13 protein-coding genes are annotated in these 18290 nt (G+C 74.5%); 3 read left to right on the top strand and 10 right to left on the bottom strand.

The genetic code is table 11. The features are described 5' to 3' along the window. Positions 1-83: 83 nt before the first annotated feature. The 6 genes from BSZ37_RS20995 to BSZ37_RS20970 form a co-directional block, all read right to left on the bottom strand. The gene (locus BSZ37_RS20995; protein ID WP_095512642.1) at positions 84-767 is read right to left on the bottom strand and encodes a SprT-like domain-containing protein; all 684 of its coding nucleotides are present in this window, start codon (positions 765-767) and stop codon (positions 84-86) included. Positions 768-788: 21 nt separating this feature from the next. Then, positions 789-1715 (bottom strand): DUF6166 domain-containing protein, encoded by a 927-nt coding sequence (locus BSZ37_RS20990; protein ID WP_095512641.1) that lies wholly within the window; start codon positions 1713-1715, stop codon positions 789-791. Between the two features lie 53 nt (positions 1716-1768). Further along, a complete protein-coding gene (locus BSZ37_RS20985) occupies positions 1769-2098 on the bottom strand; it encodes a hypothetical protein (protein ID WP_095512640.1) in 330 nt (109 codons plus the stop codon). Between the two features lie 76 nt (positions 2099-2174). Next, positions 2175-2450 (bottom strand): hypothetical protein, encoded by a 276-nt coding sequence (locus BSZ37_RS20980; RefSeq protein WP_095512639.1) that lies wholly within the window; start codon positions 2448-2450, stop codon positions 2175-2177. Positions 2451-3120: 670 nt separating this feature from the next. Next, the gene (locus BSZ37_RS20975; RefSeq protein WP_143537788.1) at positions 3121-8847 is read right to left on the bottom strand and encodes a tetratricopeptide repeat protein; all 5727 of its coding nucleotides are present in this window, start codon (positions 8845-8847) and stop codon (positions 3121-3123) included. Positions 8848-9258: 411 nt separating this feature from the next. Then, a complete protein-coding gene (locus BSZ37_RS20970; protein ID WP_095512637.1) occupies positions 9259-10740 on the bottom strand; it encodes a replication initiation protein in 1482 nt (493 codons plus the stop codon). A 1038-nt stretch (positions 10741-11778) separates the two neighbouring features. Here BSZ37_RS20970 and BSZ37_RS20965 point away from each other — a divergent pair. From BSZ37_RS20965 to BSZ37_RS20955, 3 genes are all read left to right on the top strand, one after another. Further along, positions 11779-12660 carry a ParA family protein gene (locus tag BSZ37_RS20965; RefSeq protein WP_179299816.1) on the top strand — a complete coding sequence of 294 codons (882 nt, stop codon included), beginning with the start codon at positions 11779-11781 and terminating at the stop codon, positions 12658-12660. A gap of 34 nt (positions 12661-12694) precedes the next feature. After that, positions 12695-13027 carry a plasmid mobilization protein gene (locus BSZ37_RS20960; RefSeq protein ID WP_095512635.1) on the top strand — a complete coding sequence of 111 codons (333 nt, stop codon included), beginning with the start codon at positions 12695-12697 and terminating at the stop codon, positions 13025-13027. 67 nt (positions 13028-13094) lie between these two features. Further along, positions 13095-13973, top strand: coding sequence for a hypothetical protein (locus BSZ37_RS20955; protein WP_095512634.1), 879 nt, complete (start codon positions 13095-13097; stop codon positions 13971-13973). Between the two features lie 5 nt (positions 13974-13978). Here BSZ37_RS20955 and BSZ37_RS20950 read toward each other — a convergent pair whose 3' ends face one another. The 4 genes from BSZ37_RS20950 to BSZ37_RS22280 all read right to left on the bottom strand — a co-directional run. After that, positions 13979-16429: an endonuclease gene (locus BSZ37_RS20950; RefSeq protein ID WP_095512633.1), complete on the bottom strand. Its 2451-nt coding sequence runs from the start codon at positions 16427-16429 to the stop codon at positions 13979-13981. Between the two features lie 2 nt (positions 16430-16431). After that, on the bottom strand, positions 16432-16593 hold the full coding sequence (locus BSZ37_RS22285) for a hypothetical protein (protein ID WP_179299815.1): 162 nt from the start codon (positions 16591-16593) through the stop codon (positions 16432-16434). Positions 16594-16680: 87 nt separating this feature from the next. Then, a complete protein-coding gene (locus BSZ37_RS20945; protein WP_095512632.1) occupies positions 16681-17886 on the bottom strand; it encodes an ATP-binding protein in 1206 nt (401 codons plus the stop codon). Beyond that, the coding region (locus tag BSZ37_RS22280; RefSeq protein WP_179299814.1) for a hypothetical protein at positions 17883-18290 on the bottom strand (408 nt) is incomplete at its 5' end. The genes BSZ37_RS20945 and BSZ37_RS22280, both read right to left, overlap by 4 nt.

The raw sequence follows: 18290 nt of genomic DNA, 5'->3' as shown, positions 1-18290 counted from the left end.
CCTCTCACGACCACCGAAGCGCGGCTGAGCATTCGTGACGCGGAATCCGCCGTGGTATCCCTCACCACGGGCGGGAGGTCTGGTCAACGGTACCGGAGGCGGAAGCGGTCGTCGTAGCGCCCTCGGGCGTGGCGTCGGCAGCACGGGGCGCACGCCGTCGCCTTCTTGGGCCGCCGGGTGCGTCGGTACGTGGCCCCGCACCGGGGGCACGTGGCCTCGACGCCGGCCGTGCCGCCGTAGTCGCCGGGCTCGGCTCCGCCGGGCCAGACCACGCGGCCGGAGGCCCGGTGGACGACGCGGAGGTAGGCGGGCCGCCCGGCGGGTGCGCAGGCCCGGCACCGGAGCGGCGTGGCCGGCTCGCGGTAGCGGCCGAGCGTGGCGTCGCACGAGGGGCACGTCGCGACGTAGGGCGCGGCCGGGTCGTCGGGGAGGTCGCCGGAGTAGCACCGTTCGGGCTTGGCCCCGCAGCGGCGGGCAAGCGCCTTCCACGTCCGGTCGTGGTTCGTGCGCCCGCGCCGCTCGGCGTCGAGAGCGTGGGCGATCTCGTGGCGGACGGTGTCCTCGACCTCGGCCTCGGGGAGCGTCCGGGCGAGGTGCGAGGAGAGCGTGACCCGCTTGTCGCGGACGCGACAGACGCCGAGCCGTTTGCGGGCGCGGTCGAACCCGAAGGTCCAGCCGCGCTGGCGGAGCGACTCGCCGAGGACGTCGCGGCCCAGCTCGTCGAAGAGCCGGAGCGCGAGGGCGCGGGTTTCATCGAGCGTGGGCATGACGTCGTCGTCGCTTCGCGGTCAGGCCGTGCGGGGGGTGGTCGTCTGGGCGGGCGCCTCGGCGCGGCCCGCCAGCCAGGCGAGGACGGCCGTGCGCTGGATGATCGCCCCGGTCTCGGGGAGCACGGCGACGACCTCGTCCTTGAAGGCCTGGTAGTGGGCGTCCGCCGTGGGCTCGTCGACCAAGGCGATGAGGACGGACCGCGCACAGTCGGCGGGGCCGGAGCCACGATAGCCCCACTCAGGGCCCGACGGCGAATGGCGGACGAGGTGCGGGCAGCTCATGCGGGCCGTGCCGTCGGCGTCCCGCCAGAGGCGGACCGCGAGGACGGCCGGTGCAGTGCGCGGCTCGCGCTGCGTGACGTCCGGAGTTGCGGGCTCGATGCGGACGTTGACGCCCAGCGTCACGGGGAGCCCGCGCTCGCGACGGCCGAGGCCGGTGACCTCCACGAGGTGGACGGACGCCGCCGGCGGGTGGGGGCCGTCCGTCTCGGCCGAGCCGCCGCCGGCGCCGAGGAGCGGCGCGAGCCAGGCGACGTGCTTGGGTTGGACGTAGCCGAGGGGGGCGAGCGTCCGGTCGGGCTGCGGGGCGAGCACGGCGAGGCGCTCGGGGCCGCCCTCGGCCCGGCGAGTGCGCGAGACGACGAGGCGGGGCCGGAGCGCGCGCGGGAGGCGGTGGGACCGGGCCAGGGCCTCGACGGCCGGCTGGTGGGCGGCCACGCCGACGAGCTTGGTGGGGACGGCGAGGCGGCGGAGCCCGTGGCGGAGCGAGAAGGCGACGGCGTCGAGGGCTTTCCGGGTGACGTAGACCGGCGGGAGGTGCCGGGCCGTCCGGAGGACGTGCTCGGCCCAGCGGGCGGCCTGGTCGGTGAGCGCGTCGGGCGCCGGCCGGCGGGCCGGGTCGAGCGCGGGCGAGGCGGTGAAGGGGGCGATGCGGAGGGCGGACATGGGGCCGGAGGGGAGGGCGCCCCCACGCACGGCGGGGGCGCCGGTGGACGGGGCTAGTACTCGCTGGGGAGGAGGACCGTGGTGGCGGAGCGGTCGGCCTCGGTGAGGACCCAGAGCCGGCCGCCGGCCGTGTCGTAGGCCGAGAGGAGCCGGGCCGGGCACGCCGGGTCGGCGGCGAGGTCGTTGGCCTGGGCGTCGGCGGCGCACACGTCGCCCCAGTCGCCGGACGCGTGGCGGCGGAGGAGGCCGGGGAGGTCGACGCCGTGGTCGCGGACGACGTCGAGGGCACCGGGAGTGGCGACGACGCGGCCGAGCGAGACGCGGGGCGGATGGAGGCGGTAGACGCGGGCGGTCTCGGCGACGCGGGAGCGGAGAGCGGTCATGGGATCGGAGGGCTGGGCCGCTGACTGCGTCGACCTTCGGTTGGCGACGGGAGCCGCCAGCGGCGCACGTGAGGGACTAGGCGGCGGGGCGGACGGGGAGCGGCGGACGGCCGAGGCGGGCGTCGCGGGCCTGCCAGGCGGCGGCGACGACGCCGAGGAGGTGGGCCTCCCGGCGCGGCGTGACGTCGGCGGTGCAGAGCTCGAGCTCGCGGAGGGCGTCGTAGGCGAGCGGGTCGCGGTCGCGGTAGACGACGAGGACCCGCCAGGGCCGGTCGCGGTCGGTGACGGTGAAGGCGTCGCACGAGAGGCGCTCGAACCGGACGGTGAGCGCGGCGGAGGTGGCGGAGGACATGGGTTTGGGGGATGAGTGGAACCACACCCCGAGGGGGACCGAGAGGCCCAGCGCCCGGGGGCTGGAAGCCCCGCATTCGCGCGCGGAGGGCGGAGGCCAGGGCCGCGCGGAGCCGCCCGGACCGCTCGTCGGGAGGACGGCGAGCACGGAGCGAGGCCGGGCCGCTCGTCGGCCCGAGCCGAGCGCCCCTTGCCGCAGCCCGGAGAGGGCCGGAGGCCCGGCGCGCCTTTCTTGCGTGAGCCCCCGGGCGCGCACCCTCATTCGCGGCCGGAGGCCGCACCGCAGTCCGCCCCCGACCGGAGGGAGGGCCAGCCCTCGGCGCACCTCCGCCGGGGCCGCCAGGGCCGGGCGGTTAGAGAGGGATCAGCCGGCCACGGGGTGCTCAGAGCCGCGCGGCCCGGCCTCCTAGACGGGCGGCGGGGCGAGCCTCTCCCCTTCCCCACCAGGCGCCGGGCGGCGGGTCTCCGCCTGCGCGGCGAGCGGGGCGTCGGCCAGGCGGGGGGCTCACCGAGCGGGCGCGGGGCCGTCGGTGCAGCGGCGCCGAGCGGCCCGGCGGCGCGAGACTCAGGGCTGGACTCGGCGAATGCGCACCGGGCGAGATGCCCGCAGCCTATGGGCTCGACCGACTTTTTGAGCGGTATACGGGCGCCCTCTCCGCTCTCCGATCGTGCTAGAGGGCGGCAGCCGAACGGTCGAGGAGGCTCTGAGCGATGGCAGAGGGGGGGCGGTCGAGCGTGGAACGCAGGCCATTGCGTTCCACTCCCTCGAAGAGCTGGGCCTCGCGCTCATGGGGGCGCTCAGCGATTGCGCGGAGCGCGTCGGCTGCGTCGGTAGACCACCATAGGGGGAGGCCGGCCGGTGGCGTCAGCGCGTCCCACGTCTGGTCCAGGGCGTGGAGCATGAGCCACCGCTCGTAATCGACGAGTCCCGGGCCGACGGCGAGGGGGTTGAAGAGGTCGCCGGTCCGACCTGGAGCGCCGAGGACGAATCCGACGCGCGTACAAGCAGCGTCGAGTTCTTGGGCAGCAACGACGGGTTCCGGGTACCGGTCGGCGAGGAAGGCCCAGAGACGGTCAGAGGCGACGAGGACCGCCGTAGCCCACTCGGCCGCGACCCGGTCAGCGTCACCCTCTGCGCGGGCGAAGAGAGCGCCGACGGCGGCCGGTCCGCTGCACGCGTGGACGGCCAGGCGGAGCACGCGCGAGTGAGCGTGGCCGAGGAGAGGGTCCCGGAGCGGAGAACCCTCGCCACGATGACCGAGCGCCTCAGCGGCGAACCGCCGGAGCCAGTCGGTGCCGGAGAGCGCCCTGCTGCCCCCCCCGTCCCCCGGTCGTCGGGCGAGTTCCCCGTCGGCGACGTCGGAGTGACGGGCAGCAAGGTGGAGCGCGATGAGGAAGACGTACACCGCGGAGAAGCTGGACCGTCTCGTCTCAGCAGCGTGGGCGAACGCGGAGAGCGCGTCGGTCGGAGACGGGACGGTGCCGTCGGTGACGGCTCGGAGGGCGGCGTCCGCCTGCGGGAAGAAGTGGCCGTCCGACTGCGACCCGTCGAGCGTCAAGAGGAGGGCCGTCTGGAGGCTGCTGAGGGGCGCGCGGAAGTCGCCGTACACCACGACGTCGGCCTCGTCGAAGGGGGTGGGGTCCGCGGTCGGGGCGTAGAGCCACGCTTCGAGGTCTTCGAGCGAGCGTGAGCGGAGCCGGGTGGCGGCGTGCGCCGGGTCGCGCTCGAGGTCGAGAGAGACGCTGCCGACGGCGGCGTCCGCGAGCCGCTCGACGGCGAGTTCGCGCTCGGCCTCGTCGTCGGCGAGGAGATCGTCCCGGAGGCCGAGGACGCGCGCGCGGAGGGGCGGGTCGATGTGGTCGAGCGACCGCGCGAGGTGCTCGACGACGGCGGGTTGGAGGACGGGGTGGTCTCGGAGGGCGAGCACGAGGGCGGGGACGTCGAGGCCGATAGGGAGGATCTCGGGGAGGGACGGCTCCTGTTCGCGGTCCTCCACGGGTACGGCCCTGTTCCACGTCCCGTGAACGCGCGAGGGGAAGACGGGCGAGCCCGGACCCGCGTTGCCGGCCACGGCGGCCTCGATCGCGCGCATCGCTGCGGCCTCGATGTCTTCCTCGTCCACCCGAATGACCCCGCCGGACTCGCCGGACCCGACGCGGTACGCACGCTCCGTGAGGCCGGCCGCGGGCTCTCCAGCGAGGAGGGCCAGGACACGCCGGACGACGGGGGCAAGGTCGTCGAGGAGCGGCGTGCGGAGCAGAGGGGTGAGGCGCCGCCAGGCGGTCCGAGCCGCGAGGCGCCGCGTAAAGATCTCGGCCCCGATCCGCTCCTCGTCGGTCACGAGGGGCGGCGCGCCCTCGACATCGAGCGGGCGGTCGCAGAGGCCGCGGTAGAAGTCGAGGGCCATGTCCTCGACGGCCCGCGCGACCGCCGCGCGGTCGTCCGAGGAGAGGCGCTCAGCGAGGGCCGTCGCGAGCCAGAGCTCAGCGCGGGGGTCCCCCTCCCCCACGTCGGCAGGGTCGTCTGCGTCGGGGTCCCGGCGAGCGCGGACGGCCCGGGATAGGAGGAGGCGGGCGACGCTCAGGCCGAGGGCGTCGCGGAGTGCGGGTCCCTCAAAGAGGGGCCAGCAGGCGTCGAGGATGGCTGTGCCGAGCCCGGGGCGCTCGTCGTCGGGCAGGGACGGGTCGTCCCACGCGACGCCGAGGAGGGAGTCGAGGATGGGGACGGCGGCGGCGTTGAGGAACGGCTCTCGGCGACCCGCTGGGAGGATCTCTTGGCTCGGGAGGAACGCGTCGAGCGCGCCCGCGGCGGCGAGGAGGCGACGGAACGGGTCCGCGTCGAACGTGTGGGCGTACTCGGCCAGAAGGTGCCGGAGCGCGAGGCGACCGAGGAGCGGCCGGTACCCGGCCTCGAAGAGACGCCAGCCGAGAGCGGCGGCGCGGTTAGGTGCGAGGCCGGCTGACCGCTCGAGTACCATCTCGGTGCTCAGCAGGCCCGTTCCCTCGTACCGTTCGCGGAGGGCGCGGAGTTGGGGGGCGACCTCGGGGCCGGAGATGGGAACGTCGTAACTCCACAGGAGGAAGCCGAGGGCGCGGTCGTCGGCCCAGACGTGGAGGCCCCGGCTGTGGGCGGCGTCGAAGAGCACCGTCGCGTGGTCCCAGAGTCGCGAGATGGGGTCCTCAGGGGCGTCGGCGTCGGGCGGGCGCGCGAGTGGCTCCACGACCCCCTCGGCGGCCAGGGTGTCGAGGGTACGGAGGGCTCCTTGCACCCGCTCGGCGAGGCTCTGGCGTCGGGCGCGGCCCTCGGTCTGCCCCCTGAGCGTGGCGAGGGCGAACGGGCCAACGCGGAGGGCCGGCCAGGCTGCCCCCCGCGACGTCCACAGATCGAGGAGGCCCGCCTTGTACCAATCGGTCAAGAGGAAGCCGGACACGACGAGGTCGGGGAGCGGAGGCGGGTCGGCGGCTTCCCATCCCCCGAACGTCTCTGGGGCGGCCTCGGCCATCTGGCGGGCTTGTGAGAGGCCGACCCGGTTCTCGCGGTGGAGCGCGGCGAGAACCTCGGCCGAGGTCCAGGTCCGCCCCCCCCACAGCTCCTCATCGCCCTCGTCGAAGGAGGACGGCTGCCGGACGAAGTCGGCGCCGAGGTGGACCGCGAGCCCGACGTCATCGGCGCTGTTCCCGAGCGGGGTCCGGGCGGGCTCGGGGACGGCGTCGCGGAGCGCGTCCGGTGCGGGGTCGTCGGGGCGCGGGCCGAGCGCGTAGCGCTCGACGAGGGCGAGCGTCTCGGGGTATGGCTGGCGGCCCTCCCAGTCGAACCCGCCGGCGAGGTTGCCGACTTCGTCGCGGAGGTCGGCGAGGGCTCCGGGGTAGAGGACGATGCGGCCGAACGAGGCGTGGGCCGCGCGGAGCCCCTCGTCGAGGGCGTCGAGCGAGGCGAGCGTGAGGAGCGCGGTGAGGTCGAGGAGCAGGCCGTCCGCGGGTGGGAGTGGGTCGCTGCCCGGCCCGAACGGCTGCATCATGGACTCGGACGGCCACGGCGCGCGGTTCGTGAAGGCCTCGGGGTGCGCGGCGCCGTCGCCGCGGCGGAAGGCGTCGACGGCCGCGAGCCAGTTCGTCCACGGCCGCGTAGCGATGCCTCCGAAAGGGGCCATGTCCGACTGCGAGAGCCGATGGGCGGCCTCGGCACGGTCGGAGTGAACGCGGAGGAAGGCCTCGAGCGCGGGTCGACCTTGCATGTCGAGCCAGACGGCCCCGGACTCGCTCACGAGGCGCTCGCTCTCGCGGACGTCCTCGTCGGTGGCGACCGTGAGCGTCGGCGAGCTGCGCCGGGCGTCAGCGGCGGCTCGGCGCCCGGCCTCCGTATCCCCCGCGGCGTCGGCCGCCTCCATGCGCGCGAACGGGGGGATCGGAAGGGCCGGGTCGAGGCGAAGAGCGTGGTCGAGCGCTGCGAGGGCCTGGGCACGACGCTCCGGGGCGGACGTCTTGAGGAGCGCGAGGCCCAGATTCGCGTGGATGACCGGCTCGTCCGGGTGGTCGGCCGCGACGCGGGCGAGGAGGTCGGCCGCCGTGTCGAAGCGGGTGGCCTCGATCCACAGCCGGCCCGCCTCGGAGCCGGCTTCCGGGTCCGTCGGGTCGAGATCGTAGGCGTCAGCGAGCGCCTGTGCGGCCTCGGGGAGTCGGTCGGCGGCGTGGAGCACGCTTGCGCGCATCCGCTGGGACGCCGGGGACGTGTGGAAGACGTCCGCGCGGTCGAGGGCGGCAAGGGCGTCCGCGGTCCGCCCCAGGCTCGCGGCGATCTCGGCCTCCATGAGCGCGTGGGCACGGCATGGGAGCAGAGAGTTGAGACGACGGAGCAAGGCGACCGCGTCTGCGAACAGCTCATCACGCCGCTCCCCCTCGGCGTCGCGAGCAGCGTTGGCCGTGAGGAGCGCGAGGGACCGGAGCGCCGGGCGCGCGCGGGGACGGCCGTTGAGGACGGCGCGGAGCGCGGTCCGGGCCGCGTCGCGCCCGTGGCGTGCCAAGACCACCTTGGCCTCGAAGAGCGGGCGCATCGGGTCGTCCTGAGCGAGGCCGTCGAGAAGCGCCTCGGCGCCCGGGAGGTCGTTCGCGCCGAGCCGGAGGTCGAGCAAGCGCTCGATGAGCGCCGAGCGGATGGGTCCGTCGGCGCCCGCGTCAAGCGCCTCGCGGATGGACGCCTCCTCACGGAGCGCGTCGCCGGAGGCCTTATGGTGGAGGGCGCGGACGCGGTGGAGCGTGGCTTGATCGATGACGCCGTCGTCAGCGAGGCGTGCGAGGGCGGGGGCTCCGAGGGCGGGATCGATAACGAACCGCTCGCGGACGCCGTCCGGCAGTTCGACAGCGTCGAACGCGAGGCGGTGGCGGTCGTAGCGCTCGTGGTCGTCAAGAAACCCGAACCACGCTGAGGCCCGCGTATGAGCCGCGGCGTGTACCAGGGGCGCATCGCCGTCGTCGACGCATTCGACGAGACGTACGGAGGCGCTCTGAACCGTGGCGGGGCGGTCGAGGCCTGGGGCTTCGGCCTCGCGGTCGATGACCCCCTCCACAAGGTCGGCGGTGGCTGCGGCGACGGCGAGCCGGGCGAGCGGCGTGTCGGCAGCGTCCCACGCGCGGTCGAGTAAGGCGACCGCCTCGACCGGGTCCCGGCCGAGCTCGATGAGCGCCCGCGCGCGGGCTTGAAGCCGGGTGCCGTCCTCGGTCTCGATGGCATCGAGGGCGTCGAGCGCTGCCAGCGTCGCCGTCCAGTCCCCGCGGGTGATGGCGAGCCACAACTCTGCGCGGAGACGCTCGACGGACCCTTCCGGGATCCGGGGGGTGAGGTCCGCGAGGGCTCGGGCGTCCCGGGCGTTGTACGCGAGCCGGGCGACCGCGGGGAGGACCGTTGGCGCGAGCCTCCGGATGTCGGGGAGGCCCGCGAACTCGCCCGCAGCGGCGGCGTGGTCACCCGCTCGTGCGTGGGCGCCTCCGAGCTCGAGACGGAGCGTGAGGAGGTGGGCATCGAGGAGCGTGCGGAGCCCCGTGCCCGCGCCGGTGCCGAGATCCTCGATCCGTCTGATGTGCTCTTGGAGTTGGTGGACCGCCTCAGCAGGCCGGCCATCGCGGGCGAGCGCCGCCGCGTCGGGTGCCTGCTGCTCGAGGACGGTGCGGAGAGCGTCCGGGATCTCGGCGTCGGCCAAGAGGGCCTCACGCGTCGCCTTCGTGTCGGCAGCGACGTTTTCCAAGAGAAGCCGGTCCTCCTGCGCGCCACGGTCCCGGTCCAACGCGCGCGACGGGGCGAGATCGAGCGCGGCGTAGAACGCGCGGAGCGCGGCGTCGAGGACCTCTGGCGTCGCCGACGGCGCCCCGTCGAACCCCTCAGGGCTGAGGTCGGTCGTGGTCACGCGCCGCCCCCGGGGAAACGTGGAGCGGAGCAGGAGCACCTCGTTCGCCTCGCGGTCAAGGAACGTGGAACCGGGTGACCCGAAGGCCGCACCATACGCGTCATGGTGTGCGCGTCGGGTTTCGTCGAGCGCGGCGGCCGTAGCCCGTTCAGCCTCGTCGATGGGACGACCGAGGAACCGACCGGCGAGGCCTGACACAGCGCTTCCCACGGTCGTCTCGCCGAGTGCAGACACTAGCCAGAGCAGAAAAGCTGTCACGGATACAGTATCGAGGGAGACCAACGCTGCCCATGTTCGCACGTGACCGCGACAGCCGAGTGTCGCAGCCGAACGCGGTAGTCGGCGCGGGCGGCCAAGCCGGTACCCGACGCGGGCGGACCTGTTTGAGCAGGCCGCCGTGGACGCCGACTGTTAGTCCGCGGTATCCTCGGCGAGGAGGTCGCGGCGGAAGGCGCGGAGAGTGGACCGGACGGCCGGGCGCATGGCGTCCTCGCCCAGGCCGGCCTCGACCTCCTCTCGGTACCAGGCGTGGACCTGGGGGGCCTCGTCCGCCAGGCGGGCGACGGCGCGGGCCGTGAGCGCGTCGCGCTCGGCCTCGGGGAGCGCGCCGAAGGCCTCGTCGAGCGCCTCGGCGCGCGCCTCCACGCTCTCGCGCTCGGCCCGGGCGCGCTGGGCCTTCTCGGCCTGGCGCTGGCGGCGCTCGTCGGCCTGCGCGCGCTCGGCTTGGACCTCCTTCTCCTGGGCGCGCTGGACGACGGGGGGCGGACCGGACGCCGCGGCGTAGTCGCCCCGGACGGCGGCGACGGTGAACGCGGCCACGTTCTTGACCTCCCCCCTCCCCTTCTTCGACCGGGCCACCTCGTGCTCGACGTGGTCGAGGTTGCGGACGACGCGGTCGGCGTCGAACTCGGTCGAGAGGTCGAGGGCCTGGGCCTCGGTGAGCCCGAACGTGAGGAGCCGGCGCTGGAGGTCGGCGAGGGGGTGGTCGGCGATAACGTCGGCCGGCTCGGGGGCGAGGTCACGGGGGTCGGGGACGGCCCCGAGCGCCTCGCGGATGGCCGGGCCGACGGCGCCGGAGGCGCGGAGGGCGTCGTCGTCGGGGGCCTCGGCGACGGTGAACCGGAGGGCAACGACGGAGCGGCCCTCCTTCCGGGTCTCCATCTCGACCCGGATGTCGGAGAACTCGTTGACCTCGGCGGCGGCCCGCTTCAGGACCTGCTTGTTGAGGTACTTGTACTCGGCGTACTGGCCGTCCTCGACGCCGAGGAGCCCGCGCCAGTCGTCGAGCGAGATCCACCCCGTCGTGCCGACCTTCCGGAACCGGACGCAGTTCTCGTAGAGGGCGAGCGCGTAGCCGGACCCGAACCGGGCCTGGATGGCCAGGTTGATCCGGGCATAGACGGCGGGGTCGGCGAGCTGGCGGCGGAGGGTCGGCGGGTAGACGTAGCTGGCCGTCCCGGACCGCTCGACCATCTCGACCTCGGCGAGGTAGGCGCTCCGCCCCCACCGTTTTTTTCCCTTCTCGTCGAGCACGTTCCACTCGATCCGGACGTCGGTGAGCGCGCGGAGGGCGTCCTGGAGGTACTCCCAGTTGTTGGAGTCGAACCCGCAGATCCGGGCGAGGTCGCGGAGGGCGATCTCGTGGCGCTCGACGCCGTCGTCGGCCAGCTCCTCGAAGGCGTTGAGGAGGAGGACGTTGGCGACCTTCCGCTGGAGGAGCGAGAGGGGGGCCTTGGCGTGGACCGCGCCCACGTGCTTCTTGACCTCGACCGCGGGCGGGGCGGGGTCGTCGATGCCGAGGAGGAGCGAGGTCTGGATGGCTCGGGTGGTCGTCTGTGGGAGTCGCGGCCGGGGCCGGACGGTCAGGGTACGCGCGGGGTCCGTGCGTGGCAAGGGTCACGCGGGCCCGTCCCATAGATGACCACCTGAGCGCCTTGGGCCCCTCGTAGGCGGCGAGGCGGGGTGTCCAGACGGGCGTCTGAGGACGTCGAGGCCGGTCCCGTCCCACAAACGGCCACCTGTACGGAGCCTCCGTCCCACAAACGACCACCTCACGTCCCATAGACGGCCACCTTTGGGCCGCGAGCGGCGCATTCGGCCTCCCAGTGCGTTGCCGGACAACGAGATCGAGCACGGTCCCATAAACGGCCACCTTTGGGCGAGGCCATCCCATAGATGACCCCCCGACGTCCCATAAACGGCCACCTCACGTCCCATAGATGACCACCCGTCGTCCCATAGACGGCCACCTTTGCGTCTCGATCCCGTTGCGCCCCAACAAGATGGGCGCCCCTAAACGGTATTTAAAGGTTCTAAACTCTCTTAAACGCGACGAGCGCGCGTCGTGGGGATGAGGAGAGGGGAACGGGCTCTCGCCTACTCGAGACGGACCGACGAGCACCGTGACGAGCGGGCGTCCTTCCCCGTCGTTCGGGGACGGCCCCTCCCCTGCCCCATCTGCACGACTGTCTCGTCAGACGGTCCATGGCGATCCCGTCGGTCCACTTGTCGCTGGTGGTCCCGGAGGCAGGGGCGTGGACAGAGTGCCTGCCGTCACTGGGTGCGACGAGAACGACCCGTGCGAGCGGTGCGACCGTTCGCCCCGCGAGCCGCCACCCAGCCGAACTATCCGTCGACACATGTCCCGACGAGGCCAACGGAGGGCGTGATGACGAGGACCGAGCGCGGCCGGTGTCGGAGAGCCCCGCCAGAGGCCCTGGCGTCGCCGCTGCTGCGCGCGGACGGCGGGAGAGTGTCGGAGGTCGGACGGGGCGGGCGACGCGCTCAGAGGGCGCTCCGTACGATCTCGCTTCGGGGTGGCCGGGTCGGAGGGGCCGAGATGATGGGTTTCCGTCGCAGGGGTCGCACCGGTCGTACCTTCCGGACTGTCACCCATGCGAGCAGTCGCACCGCTCACACCCGTACGACCCCGTGCCTACCCCCTCCCCCCTCGTCCTGGCCGTCGCCCTCACGAAGGGCGGGACCGGGAAGACCACGACGGCCGCGAACCTCGCCGCGGAGCTGGCCGCGCTTTTCCAAGAGCGCGACGGCGACGCGGCGCGGCGGGTGCTCCTCGTCGACGCCGACCCCCAGGACCAGCTCGCGGGCGCGCTCGGCGTGGACCCGGAGGCGGCGGTGGCCTCGCCCGGGCTGTCCGGTGTGCTGTCGGCCTCGGAGGCCGGTCGGCCGGCACGGGCGGTCGAGGCCGTGGTCGCCGACGTCCGGCCTGGGCTCGACGTGTGCCCGGCGGGCGACGCGCTCGCGACGGAGTCGTCGCGGCTCGGGGCGGACCCGGCGGCGGGGCTCCTCGCCGTGGGCGACGCCATCGAGGCGCTGGCCGAGGCCGTCCGCGGGGACGCGCCGCTCGTCGTGGTCGACGTGCCCCCAGGATGGGGGCCACTCGCGCTCGGTGTGCTCGCGGCCTCCGATGTCGTGCTCGCGCCCGTCTCGCTCCAGCCGCTCGCGCTGCAGGCGCTGGGGACGTTCGTGGGCCACCTCGGCGGGGTCCAGCGGACGCGCCAGCGGTTCGGGGGCGAGCGGTTGCCGCTCCTCCTCCAGATCGTCCCGACGATGTTCGACTCGCGGCCCGTGGCGCACGGCCAGGTGCTGGAGGCGATCCGGGCGGCGGCGGCCGAGATCGACCGGGGCGACGGGGCGGCCCCCGTCGTGGCTGAGCCCGTGCCGCAGTCGGTCCGCGTGCAGGAGGCGGCGGCGCTCGGGCGGACGGTCCGCGAGCACGCGCGGTCGGGGCACGGCTCGGCCGCCGCCTACGTCGCGCTGGCGGAGCGCGTGGCCGCCGACCTCGATTTGTAGACCCTGACGCCCTTCTCACACGACCCCGAGACCGATGGCGAAGAAGACCGACCGCGAAGCGATGGCCGCCGCCCTGGGCGGGATGGTGTCCCGCCCGAAGCCCGAGGCGGCCGAACCCGCCGGAACGGAGGACAAGGAAACGAACGTCGCACCGGTGTCAACGGTCACACCGCTCGCACCCGACGAGTCGGTGGGGGGGGACGGGTACCGGAGGACGGGGACGGGGTACGTCAAGGCCGACGGGACGAAGATGGTCCGGACGGTGGTGATGGTGACGGAGGCCGAGCGTCGGCGGCTGAAGGCGCTCGCGCTGGAGGCCGGGCTGTCGCCGTCGGACTACGTCCGGCGCGCGCTCGGCTTCGTCTAGGCGGGTGGGTTGCATGGAAGGGCAGGGGGGGCCATCTTGTCAAACGGATACCACCGTTTGGCACGCCGTGCTCGACGCCCAACTCGACCTGTTCACGGCGGGAGGTCGGGACGTCGCCGCGCTACGGGAGCGGTGGACGACGGCCGCGGTGGACCGGCCCGTGATCTGGAGCTACGGGGGCGGGGTGCAGTCGGCCGCGATCGCTGTGCTCGTGCTGCGGGGCGAGCTGCCTCGGCCCGAGCGGATCGTCATGGCCGACACGTCGCGCGAGGCGAGTGCCACATGGGCCTACCTCGAGGACGTGGTCCAGCCCGCGCTGGCGGGGGGCGGGCTCCGGGTCGAGGTCGCGCCGCACGAGCTCGCGACGAAGGACCTGGTCTCGACCGACGGGAGGCCGCTGATGCCGGTCTACACGCGCCAAGCGGAGGACCGCCAGCGGTCCGGGAAGGTCGGCCAGATGCGGAACTTCTGCTCGGGCGAGTGGAAGCGCGACGTGGTGCGGCGGTACGTCCGCCAACTCGGGTACGGGCCGGAGGGGCGGAGCGAACTCGGCCCCGTGGTGAACTGGCTGGGGATCAGCCGCGACGAGGCGGGGCGGATGGGCGGGGACCGGCGGAAGTGGATCGTGACCCGGTGGCCGCTCGTCTTCGACCGGCCGACGACGCGGGCGGAGTGTCTGGAGCTCGTGGCCGAGGCGGGATGGCCGCGCCCACCGAAGTCGTCGTGCTGGTGCTGCCCGTACCGGAGCGATGCGCAGTGGCGTGAGCTACGCGAGGCGTGGCCGGAAGACTGGGCGCGAGCGATTTCGTTGGAGGCGGAGTTACGTCGGCGCGACTCCGGGGTCTACCTCCACCGGAGTGGGGTACCGCTGGGCGAGGCAGACCTCGGCGAAGGATGCCACCAGGCGGAAGACCTGCCGTGCACGTCGGGTCAGTGCTGGACGTAGCGCTCTCACCGGACCACGACCACGGATCTCACCGCGGCCCCCACGCTCGTGAGGGCGCGGAGCGTGTACACGCCCGTCCCCAGCGTGGAGGTGTCGAGCCGGACGTCCAGGCGTAGAGGGGCGGGGCCATCGTGGGCGACGAGGACTTCACGGCCGAGCGCGTCGTGGACCACGACGCGGACAGGCCCGGGGCGGGGGAGCGTGAGCGTGGCAGAGACGGGACCGCGAGCGGGGTTCGGCCGAGGGAGCGAGAGCGAGAGCGCGGGCGCTGACGCGTTCTCGGTCTCCGTCGGACGGGGCGCGAAGGCCCGCTCGGCGAGCGTGGGGTCGAGAACGAACGGGTTCTCGGTTCCTTGCCAGGCGGCGATGGTCGCAGACCGCTGGCGCTCGGCGTCGTGGGGCGGATCCTGTACGTGCCACGCGAGGAGGTCGGGGAGCTGGTCCTCCCAGAACGCAACGTCGAGGCGGCCTTCGTCGAGCGGACCGTCGTAGGGACCGTAGACGGTCCAGGCGTAGAACAGGGCGCGCGCGGCGTCGCCCGCGTGCCCCTCGCGCGGCTCGAAGAGGGGGGAGGCGCCGCCGCGCTTCTTGCTGTAGGCGTCGCGGACCGAGACGCCGGGCGGGGACGACAGGTACCCGTCTACGGGGCCGTACCAGCGGTCGACCTGGGCGTCGGGGACCTCCCCGAGCGGGTGGTTCGAGCGCGAGCTGTTGACTGATTGCCGGACCGGGGCGAGGCCGTGGAGATCGGCGTGGAGCGGGGTGCCCTCGACGGCGCCGCGCGACTGCGGCCAGAGGTGCTCGGTCGAGAACCGGGGCGCGCTGTTCCACGCGTGCGTCGTGGGATCGACGCCGCGCGGGAGGGCGATGGCGAGGCCGGAGTAGAAGCCGCGGAGGGAGTCTGACGCCGCGCCGGTGTCCTCCCGCGGCTCGCGCCAAACGGCGGCGAAGAGGGAGTCCCGGGCGCGGTCGTACGAGAACGTGGTCGCCGGGCTGTAGTCGGCGGCGAGCGCCGTGAGGAGGGGACGACCCGTGAGATCAGGGTAGATCGAAGGAGTGCTCGGGGCGGTGCGAGCAGTGCGACCGTTCGCACCCATCGCGGGGGCCTGGTAGTCGTTGAGTCGTCCGGGCGAGGCGGGGTGCGGGCCGCCCCACGCGAAGTCGGCGGCGACGCTGCCCGCGCCCGTGAGCTGGAGGCTGAGGCCGACGGGCATCTGGGTCCACTCCTGGAGCGCGCGGCCGTCGTGCCCGAGCGTGGGCGTGGTCCAGGCGAGCGAGTCGGGGTGGGCGGGATCGCTCGCGCCGGAGGCCACGGTTTCGGCAGCGTCGGCGACGGGGCCGGTCGAGGCGTTGAACCGGCAGCCCCCGTAGCTCACGAACTGGACGAGCGCGGCGTCGGGGTCGAACAGGGCGACCCCGTTGCACCGGTTCCACATCCCACGGACCGGGAGCCAGGCGGCCCCGAGCGACCCCTCGGCGGGGAGCGCGCCGGAGAGCGCGGGCGTGGCCAAGACGAAGTCGTCGTACGGGTCGTAGGGGTGACCACGCCCGCCGTAGAGGACGAGCCGCCAGGCGGCGAGGTCGGTGTGGGCAGGACCGGCGACCTCGACGCCCTCGCCCGCGTCGCGGCCGTCGTTCGTGGCGTGGACCTCGTTGACCCAGAGCGGCGGGGCCTCGCGGTCGACGCGCGGCCCGAGCGGGAAGGCGCGGCGGGCGAGGGCAGGGGAGAGGACGAACGGGTTCAGGTTGCCCTGGCCCGCAGAGGCGCGGCCGTGGCGCTCGCGCTCCCAGTCGTCGGGCGGGTCGGCCTCGTGATCGGCGAGGAGCTGCTCGACGCGCGGCCCCCGGGCGTGCGCCGAGGCGGGCCACTCGCCGGAGGCTTCGACGTGGAGCGGGTAGACCGTGCGGACGTAGAGCGCGGCGCGCGCCACGTCGCCACGGCGATCCTCGAGACCGGCGCCGCCGGAGGCCGACGGCCAGGCGGCGTGGAGGTCGAGGTGACCGTCTACGGGAGTGGGAAGGGCATCGGCGGGGAGCGGGGTGCCGACGACGTGGGCCAGGGGCTCGGCGACCCGTTCGGGCGTGTGGACGGTCCAGCCGGGCGGCAGCGCGCCGGGCGCGTGGGCCGTCGTCGTGTCGTCGATCGCGGCGAGGGAGGGGGTCTCCGTGACCTCCCACCACGACTCGACGGTCCACGCCGAGTCCGCCTCGACGAACGTGCTGTCGGTCTGCCGCGTCGAGTCGCGGCGGACGCGGACGTCGACGGTCGAGACGAGCGCGGCCGTCGCGCTCTCGGCCGAGAGGACCGAGGCGGGCGCGTGGGCGGCCCGGAGGCACGCGCGGAGCGGCCAGCCGTCGGGCCTGTCCGAGCACGGCGTTTGGCTAGCGCCGACCTGCGGTTGGGCGCTGGCGGCGACTCCGAGGAGCGCCGCCAGCGGGAGGAGGCTACGCCGCATGGCTAGAACTGGCAGGCCGGGTCGTCGGGGTCGTAGCCGCCGGAGTAGCAGACGCACTTGCAGCCGTCGTCGACGGGGTAGTTGCAGTCGTCGCAGATGTCGGCCGGCGTCGCGAAGAGTTGAGCGGCGGCGAGCGCGAGGGCGTAGAAGAGGGACGGGAGCACGGGACTCGGGGGTGGCGCTGGCGGGAGGGTCCGGGCGCCGCCGCCAGCGAGCGGCGCCGGGCGGGTCCGCGGGGGACCCGGGTGGCGCTACTTGCTGTCCGGCCTCGGCTGGAACATGAAGAAGGTCCGGAACACCCGGAAGACGAGGTAGCCGAGGACCGTCGCGAGCGTGAGGACGATGTAGAGGTCGGTGTCGCGGACGCCGATCATGAGGACCCGGAGCGCGCCGAGCCCGATGAGCCCGAAGACGTAGACGAGGCCGAGGTTGAAGAAGGGGGCGTCGTCGCGGGCTTGGAGGTCGCGGACGTCCTGGGGCGTGACGAGCCGGGACTGCGCGCCGTCGTGCATCATGGCCCGGAGGACGGCAGGATTCCCCTCGGCCCGGCGGAGGACCTCGCGGCGGTAGTGGGCGGGGTCGGCCGCGGCGACGTCGTAGCGGGCGCGGACGTACTCGAAGAGCGCGCCCGCGTGGGCCTCGTCGAGCGGCGCGACCGGGACCTGGCCGAACGTGGCGAAGAACGTCCGGAGCGAGCGGCCCTGGGGGACCGTGCGGACGGCGCCGACGACGGTCGCGCGGCGTTGCAGCTCGCGGAAGAAGAGGCCCTGCGTCGGCGAGGCCCGGTCGAGCCCGTCGAGGGCGAGGAGGAGGCGGGGCGCGCGGCCGCCGCCCGCGAGGTCCGCGAGCGACTCGACGAGGGCCGCCTGGCGCTCGTCCACGGTGCGGAGGAGTTTTCGGACCTCGGCGGCCGACAGCTCGGCGCAGGCCCCGGCCCGCATGGCGACGGGGACGCCGGGCAGCGCCAGCACGCCGAGCGCGTGGAACGCGTCGACGAGCGCGGCGACGAGCCGCGAGGGCGGCCCGGCCTCGGGGACGAACACGAGCGTGAACGCGCGGTCGGGGCTCTGGGGGAGCTGGACCGTCCGGCGTCTCGTGGCCCGCTGGTCGGCCGGGTCGAGGACGACGCGGCGGCCGGCCACGACGGCGGCCAGCTCCTGGAGGAGCCGGGTCTTCCCGACGCCCTCGTCGCCGACGAGGAGCGTGTGGCGCCCGCGTGCGGCGCGGCCGACCAGCTCGGCGAGGGCGCGGCCGTGGCCGACGCGGACCGGGTCGGTGAGGACGGTGTGGGCCGGGCCGTCGGCGGCGGGTCCGGCCGTGCGGAGCCCGTCGGGGCCTACGGCGATGCCGCCGGCCCCAGAGCGGCCGGGGCCTTCGGTGCCGACGAGGGCGCCGGGGCGGGCCACGGTCGGGAGGACGGGCCGCCAGTGGTCGAGGGTGGGGACGGCCTCCGTCATCGGTGGAGGCGGGTCCAGAGCGCGGCGACGGCCTCGACGGCGTCCTGGGCGCGCGGCTCGGCGGCGTGACCGTGGGCGACGTGGAAGGCCATGAGCCGGTCGGCGACGGGGGCGTGGAGGCGTCCCCGGGCGCGCTTGAAGAGGTGCCACCGGCGGGGCGGGTCGGCGGTGAGGAGCGCGCGGAGGAACGGGACCGCGTGCTCGGGCGGGATGGGCGAGGGGAGCCCGAGCGTTTCGAGGACGTGGGCCTCGTGCTGCCGGGCGCGGTCGCGACCGACGGCGTCCTCGAAGAGGGCCACGACGTCGGCGCGGAGCCGGTCCAGGTCGGCCGCGAGGGGGTGCGGCGGCTCGCTGACGCTCGCCAGGGATGGGGGATGGCCGCCTTCGGCGGCGGGGATGGGGGA

It is taken from the genome of Rubrivirga marina (assembly GCF_002283365.1).
Taxonomy (GTDB): Bacteria; Bacteroidota; Rhodothermia; order Rhodothermales; family Rubricoccaceae; genus Rubrivirga; species Rubrivirga marina.
This window is presented reverse-complemented; position numbering and strand designations above follow the sequence as displayed.